This is a genomic window from Pseudomonas sp. Yb2C2, assembly GCF_052112325.1.
Classification (GTDB): domain Bacteria; phylum Pseudomonadota; class Gammaproteobacteria; order Pseudomonadales; family Pseudomonadaceae; genus Aquipseudomonas; species Aquipseudomonas marginalis.
The window spans coordinates 1-6338 of sequence record NZ_JAVAJK010000053.1; the positions used below are offsets into that span (position 1 = coordinate 1).

General features: G+C 57.8%; 6 protein-coding genes. 3 read left to right on the forward strand and 3 right to left on the reverse strand.

Going from position 1 to position 6338, the window contains the following annotated elements:
• Together Q8X51_RS32035 and Q8X51_RS32040 are read left to right on the forward strand one after the other, a co-directional pair.
• The coding region (locus Q8X51_RS32035) for an RHS repeat domain-containing protein (RefSeq protein ID WP_407695006.1) at positions 1-1929 on the forward strand (1929 nt) is incomplete at its 5' end.
• Between the two features lies 1 nt (position 1930).
• Positions 1931-2314: a hypothetical protein gene (locus Q8X51_RS32040; RefSeq protein WP_141691296.1), complete on the forward strand. Its 384-nt coding sequence runs from the start codon at positions 1931-1933 to the stop codon at positions 2312-2314.
• A gap of 423 nt (positions 2315-2737) precedes the next feature.
• Here Q8X51_RS32040 and hemB read toward each other — a convergent pair whose 3' ends face one another.
• The 3 genes from hemB to Q8X51_RS32055 all read right to left on the reverse strand — a co-directional run bounded on the left by hemB (position 2738) and on the right by Q8X51_RS32055 (position 5372).
• On the reverse strand, positions 2738-3712 hold the full coding sequence (gene hemB / locus Q8X51_RS32045) for a porphobilinogen synthase (RefSeq protein ID WP_065926960.1): 975 nt from the start codon (positions 3710-3712) through the stop codon (positions 2738-2740).
• Between the two features lie 118 nt (positions 3713-3830).
• On the reverse strand, positions 3831-4670 hold the full coding sequence (locus Q8X51_RS32050; RefSeq protein WP_407694742.1) for a PhzF family phenazine biosynthesis protein: 840 nt from the start codon (positions 4668-4670) through the stop codon (positions 3831-3833).
• Between the two features lie 3 nt (positions 4671-4673).
• Complete coding sequence (locus Q8X51_RS32055; RefSeq protein ID WP_065926958.1) at positions 4674-5372, reverse strand: glutathione S-transferase N-terminal domain-containing protein; 699 nt, start codon at positions 5370-5372, stop codon at positions 4674-4676.
• A gap of 252 nt (positions 5373-5624) precedes the next feature.
• On the opposite strand from Q8X51_RS32055, the gene Q8X51_RS32060 reads away from it, so the two are divergent.
• Positions 5625-6326: a histidine phosphatase family protein gene (locus Q8X51_RS32060; protein WP_065947080.1), complete on the forward strand. Its 702-nt coding sequence runs from the start codon at positions 5625-5627 to the stop codon at positions 6324-6326.
• Positions 6327-6338: the final 12 nt, after the last annotated feature.

Sequence of the window (6338 nt, forward strand, 5' to 3'; positions counted from 1 at the left end):
GCCGACGGGTTGCACCTGATCAGTCGGCGCATCAACGCTGATGGCACTCAGGTCAAGTACCGCTACGATAACGTGCGGTTATTGCTGACCGAGATCGAAAACGAGGTTGGCGAGACCTACCGACTTGATTACCACCCCAATGGCCTGATCCAGCAGGAAACCGGCTTTGACGGGCAGCGTACGGCCTATGTCTACGACCTCAACGGCAACCTGCAGGAAAAGACCGAACACGGTGACGATGGCAGTCAGCTCGTTACTCGCTACGAGCGCGATCACGCCGGACGCCTCGTCAGAAAAACCCTGCCCGACGGTAGCCTTGTTGAATATGCCTACGACCGCCAGGGCAACCTCCTCAGCGTCGATGACGGCCACTGGGCGCTGGCCTACGAATACGACCGCCAAAACCGCCTCACCGCCGAACACCAGGGCTGGGGCACCTTGCGCTACGGCTACGACGCCTGCGGCCAGCTTCAACACCTGCGCCTACCCGATAACAACCGACTGGTTTTTAACCATGCGAAAGGCGGCCACCTCGCCACCATCGAATTAAACGGCGCGCTGCTGACGTCTCATCTGTTCAAGGCCGGCCAGGAACATCAGCGCCAACAAGGCCAACTCCTCAGCCACTACCACTACGACGACCAACACCGCCTGCACGCCCACGCAATCACCCAGCAACAGGACCACCTCTACCAACGCCAATACGACTATGACAAAACCGGCAACCTCACCCGCCTGCTCGACACGCGCAAAGGCGAACACCACTACCACTACGACCCACTAGGCCGCCTCACCCGCGCCGACCACTCCCAAGACCTGCAGGAACGCTTCGGCCACACCCGCGCCGGCAACCGCCTGATGATCCAGGGCGACCGCCACTACGACTATGACGCCTTCGGCAACCTCATCCGCGAGCGGCGTGGCAAAGGCCATCAACTCGTCACCGAATACCGCTACGACTGCCAGCATCGGCTGATAGGCCTCACCCAACCCAACGGCCAAACCGCCAGCTATCGCTATGACCCGTTTGGGCGACGCATCAGCAAAACCGTGGACGGCCTAACGACGGAGTTTTTCTGGCAAGGCGACAGGCTGATTGCCGAGCACCATGCGGATAGCCATCGCAGCTATCTCTATGAACCCGACAGCTTTCGTCCACTGGCCCTGTTGGAAGGTTTCGGCCCAGAAGAAACGAAGCCGTACCACTACCAACTCGACCACCTCGGCACACCGCAGGAACTCACCGACCCCGACGGCGAAATCGTCTGGTCCGCGCATTACCGCGCCTACGGCCAGATCAGCCGACTCGACAAAGGCACAATCGACAACCCGCTACGTTTCCAGGGCCAGTACTTTGATCAGGAAAGCGGGCTGCACTACAACCGCCATCGCTACTACAATCCGGATATTGGGTGTTACCTGACGCCTGACCCGGTGAAGTTGGCGGGTGGGCTCAACGCGTACCAGTACGTGCCGAACCCTATGGGGTGGGTGGATCCGTTAGGTCTGAGTACCTGTCCAGGCGGGGATAAATGCAAGCCGAACCCCAGTGCTGAAGTTCCAGCGGGAAAAGCACAGGTTAATGAAGGCAGCCCACTCAGTCCCACAAGCTCCAACTCTCCACCTACACTGGGCTATCATAAGGAGACCTTTGCCAATAAACCTGTAAAGCCGGAAGAAACCATTCAGAAATGGGATGAATTTCTAGGACCTGGCCCTCACACAAACACCAACCCACGAACTGGGAAGCCCGACCGCGACAGAATTGTTTCCAGCGACGCAAAAAGAAGTATTCGTTACGGGGCCCATGAAATGAATAGCAAGCCAAGCAAGCATCACTATCATGAGGAGACATGGACGTTCGAGATAAAAACCAATACCATGAACGTTGACAATACTGTTGTACGCGTTCCCCTGACGAAGAAGTGAAATGAAGATACAAATAACTGATATTTTTTCTGACAAAGGCACTGTGAGAGTAAAATTCAACTCACCTTTTGGAAATGCCACAGCTTTATGGAGCGGAACCAAGTTAAAAACTGGTGAAATTCTGGATGTAGAGTTAGAACTTGATGAAATATTTTCATGGGGACAAAACATCATGTCCTCATCTGTAAAAACACCACAGATCGCTTCTGCGAATGGTGCTCATAAAATTATCGGCGAGCTTATCCAAGATGCAGACCAAAGTTGCTCAATACTAAAAATCGGCGATTCAGTAATTTTGATTGAAATTGACAAGCCAATCACCGGCAAGCCCAGCTTTGTTGAAGTGATAACAAATGACATTCTTCTTCACCCAACAAATGTTTGAGCATAAGTTCACTTACTCACAGCCGTAAATTACATATAAAAAAATGCTCAACCAGCGGAAATCAATCGGAGAGAGCTATAAAAAATACACATTTTTTAATATGCAACATAAAGAAAATCAACAACAATACTAGATACAGACGGAAACCCAATCACCGCCTGCACGGACTACTGAAACGAAACATCAACCTAAACTTTCAATCCTCCGCAGCCTTCTATTCAAAAGCCAGGAAAAATATATAAAATTCAGACCAGCGATTACCTCCCCTTCATCCAATCAAACAATTCAAACTTCACAGAATGTAGTTAGTCAGGCAGATGAAGTATTTAAGGTAGATCGTGGGCATGGGGCTGCTACGCAGCCCAACGCGAGCAAGCTCGCTCACCACAAGTGTTCGCTCACCAGGGGTGGGTTACGTTGCCCTTAGATCCCAGCCAACGCCAAGTCCATCGCGAAGTAGGTAAAGATCAAATCCGCACCCGCACGCTTGATCGACCCCAAGGTCTCACGCACGACCCGATCCTCATCGATCGCTCCCGCCTGGGCGCCGAATTTGATCATCGCGTATTCGCCGCTGACCTGGTACGCCGCCACCGGCAGGCGCGAGGCTTCGCGGATGTCGCGGATGATGTCGAGGTAGGCACCGGCCGGCTTGACCATCAGTGCGTCCGCGCCTTCCTGTTCGTCCAGCAGCGATTCGCGCACGGCTTCGCGGCGGTTCATCGGGTTCATCTGGTAGCTTTTGCGGTCGCCCTTGAGCGCACTGCCGCCGGCTTCGCGGAATGGGCCGTAGAGGGCCGAGGCGAATTTGGTGGAGTAGGCCATGATCGGGATATGGGTGAAGCCGGCTTCATCCAGCGCACGGCGGATGGCCTGGACCTGGCCGTCCATGGCGGCCGAGGGGGCGATCACGTCGGCCCCGGCGCGGGCGGCGGCAACGGCTTGCTTGCCGAGGTTGACCAGGGTCGCGTCGTTGTCGACATGGGCACCGTGCATCACGCCGCAGTGGCCGTGGTCGGTGTATTCGCAGAAGCAGGTGTCGGACATTACGATCATGTCCGGCACCGCGTCCTTGATGATCGAGGACATCCGCGAGACCAGGCCGCGTTCCTTCCAGGTGTCGCTGCCGTTGGCGTCCAGGTGGTGGGACACGCCGAAGGTCATCACCGACTTGATACCGGCACGGGCATAGCGCTCGATCTCGGCAGCCAGCTTCTTTTCCGGGATGCGTTGCACGCCGGGCATGCTGGTGATCGGCACGAAGTCGTCGATTTCTTCTTCGACGAAAATCGGCAGCACCAGGTCGTTGAGGGTGAACTCGGTTTCCTGGAACAAGCCACGCAGCTCCGGGGAGCGGCGCAGGCGGCGTGGACGGGCTTGGGGGAACTGGCTGGTCATGGCTGTCCTGAAAAAGTGGCGGGAAATCTTTGGGGCGAAAGCTTATGCCCCAAGGCCCCGGCAGCACAAATGCACAGGGGCCAACAGTGTATTGCGGGGGCCGTAATAATGTATTGATCTAGAGCTGTAGATGACCTTCGATACACACCGTAACGGCGCCGCCGACCCAGATTTCATCACCCTGGCGCTCGACGCGAATACGCCCCGCACGCCCCATGGCCGTGCCCTGGCTGACCACGTAGCACTCAGGTGCGAGTCCTTCGCTGAGCAGCCATTGTGCGACGCCCGCATTCAGGCTGCCGGTGGCAGGGTCTTCCTGGGCCCCGTCGCCTGCGACAAAGGCACGCACCTCAAACTGCGCGTCCACGTCGTCAGCCGGGTTGCAAGGAGCAATCACCCCGACGGCCAGCCCAAGCAGCTGCGAATAGTCCGGCTGCAAGGCCAGGACCTGATCACGGTCAGCCAGCATCACCGCGAGCCACCCCGCGCCATTGTCGACCCACTGGCTGCGCACAATGGCCCCCGGCGCCAGGCCCAATCCCAGGCGAACGCGCTCCAGCAGCGCGGAGTCCACAGGGCCGGAGCGCATCAACGGCGGTGCAATAAACGCCAGTTCATCGCCTTGACGCCGAATACGCACCAGGCCGATTCCACACTCCTGGATAATCTCCTCGCCTTGGGGTACCCCACCCGCCTTGAGCCACGTATGGCAACTGCCCAGCGTCGGGTGCCCGGCGAACGGCAGCTCCTGCAAGGTGGTAAAGATCCTCACCTGGTAGTCCGCCCGAGCATCGCGCGGTGTCAGCAAAAACGTGGTTTCACTGAGGTTTGTCCATTTGGCGAAGTCAGCCATCTGTTGGTCGCTGAGGCTGTCAGCACCCAGCACGACGGCCAGCGGATTGCCCTTGAGCGACACGCTGCTGAATACATCCAGTTGTTTGAAATCGAAAGTCGGCATGCTTCAGCTCGGAATATTCAGGCCACGGATGACCGCCGGCCGGGCGACAAAGCCGTCCAGCGCGCGCAGTACGTTAGGGAAGTCGGCAATGCCCACCAGATCGCCCGATTCATAGAAACCGATCAGGTTGCGAATCCAGGGGAAGGTGGCGATGTCGGCGATGCTGTAGTCGTCGCCCATGATCCAGGTGCGGCCGAGCAGGCGCTTTTCCAGCACGTCCAGCAGGCGACGGGATTCCGCGGCGTAACGGTCGCGGGGGCGCTTGTCTTCGTAGTCCTTGCCGGCGAACTTATTGAAGAAGCCCAGTTGGCCAAACATCGGACCGATGCCCCCCATCTGGAACATCAGCCATTGAATCGTTTCATAACGTGTCGCCGGATCTTCGGAAAGCAACTGGCTGGATTTTTCCGCCAGGTAGATCAGGATTGCGCCTGACTCGAACAGCGCCAACGGCTGCCCCGCCGGGCCGTCGGGGTCGATGATCGCGGGGATTTTGTTGTTGGGGTTCAGGGACAGGAACTCGGGGGAAAACTGGTCCTGGGTCTCGAAACTGACCTTGTGCGCCTCATAAGGCAGGCCCAGCTCTTCGAGCATGATCGAGACTTTTACCCCGTTGGGCGTGGGCAACGAGTACAGTTGCAGGCGCTCCGGATGCCGGGCGGGCCATTTGCTGTTGATCGGGAACGCGGCGATCGGGTTCATCGGGAAACTCCCTGGCGGAAAGCCCCCATGATAATCATCTGTCCCACGTCCTGCATGGGTCATCAATGCGCAACATCAGCGGGCTATTATCCCCCGTGGGCGAACCAATACGCCCGCGTGCACTCTTAAGTGCGCTCAAACGGTGAATGGAGGCACTTCGCTGTACCGACACGGAATACCCGCAGGACGCCCCAGGCGTCATTGGGCCAGGCTTGTCCGCCTTAACGTGACGCACGAAGACTCGAACCCATAATGACGATCAAGCCTCTGCGCCTTGTGCAACGACTGAAACACTACGCCTACATCATGTTGCCCCTTTTGCTGGTGAGCGGCGCCATGGTTGCCGCCCTCGACGCCCGGGAAAGCCGCGCCCAACCGGTGGACGGCGTGCAAACCCTGGTGTTCCTGCGCCACGCCGAGAAACCGGCCGGCGGCCTGGGCCAACTCAATTGCCAAGGGTTGAACCGAGCAATGAACCTGGCCACCCTGCTGCCGGAAAAATTCGGCAAGGCCAACTTCGTGTTTGCCGCCAACCCGACGCGCAATGTCGAGGAAGGTGAGCTGGACAATTCCTACAGCTATATTCGCCCGTTGATGACCATCAGCCCCAGCGCCATCAAGTTGGGCCTGCCGGTGAACATCAAGTTCTCGGCCAACGACACCAGCGACCTGGCCGACGAGCTGGTGGAAGACAAATACCACAATGCCACCATCTACACCGCGTGGTCCCACGGCTACCTGCCGGAGCTGATCAACAAGGTGGCCAGTGAGGCCTCCGGCGAAAAACACACGATTACCGACGACTGGTCCGGCAGCGACTACGACACGCTGTACGTACTGACGCTGACCTGGCACAACGGCAAAGCCTCGTTGCTCAGCCGCAACTACAAGCAGGGCCTGAACGACGGTGAAGAAACCTGCCCGCAGCCAACACAGGTGAGTGCCGATAGCTGAGGGCGTATGATG